At 62.6% G+C, this 583-nt stretch carries 1 protein-coding gene; it reads left to right on the top strand.

Translation table 11 applies throughout. The features are described from left to right. Nucleotides 1–549: deoxyhypusine synthase family protein (locus AACY52_RS29450; protein ID WP_339561242.1), on the top strand; the 549-nt coding region annotated here is incomplete at its 5' end. Nucleotides 550–583 lie beyond the last annotated feature (34 nt).

Below are 583 nucleotides of genomic sequence, written 5' to 3'. Positions count from 1 at the left end.
CGCGAGATGGGCAAGTATCTCGTCGCGAACGGCAAGAAGGAAAACAGCCTGGTCAAGCTCGCCTACGAGCATGACGTGCCGATCTTCTGCCCGGCCTTCGTCGATTCGTCGGCTGGCTTCGGTCTGGTCAAGCACCAGGTCGATCGCGCCAAGGAGGGCAAGCCGTACATGGTGCTCGACGCGATCGCCGATTTCCGCGAACTGACCGACATCAAGATCAAGGCCGGCACCACGGGCTTGCTGATGATCGGCGGCGGCGTGACGAAGAACTTCATCCAGGACACCGTGGTCTGCGCCGAAATCCTCGGCCATGATGACGTCCAGGTTCACAAATACGCCGTGCAGATCACCGTCGCCGACGTGCGCGACGGCGCCTGCTCGTCCTCGACGCTGCAGGAAGCGGCGTCGTGGGGCAAGGTCAACACCGGCATCGAACAGATGGTGTTCGCCGAAGCCGGTTCGGTCATGCCGCTGCTGGCGTCCGACGCCTATCATCGCGGCCTGTGGAAGACCCGCACCAAGCGTCGCTGGGGTGCCAGCTTCGACTGAAAGCCGCTAACCTCACCGCGAATCCATAGGAGAG

The sequence above is a fragment of the Pseudomonas sp. EA_65y_Pfl1_P113 genome (assembly GCF_963970525.1).
GTDB classification, from domain to species: Bacteria; Pseudomonadota; Gammaproteobacteria; order Pseudomonadales; family Pseudomonadaceae; genus Aquipseudomonas; species Aquipseudomonas tritici.
This window is presented reverse-complemented; position numbering and strand designations above follow the sequence as displayed.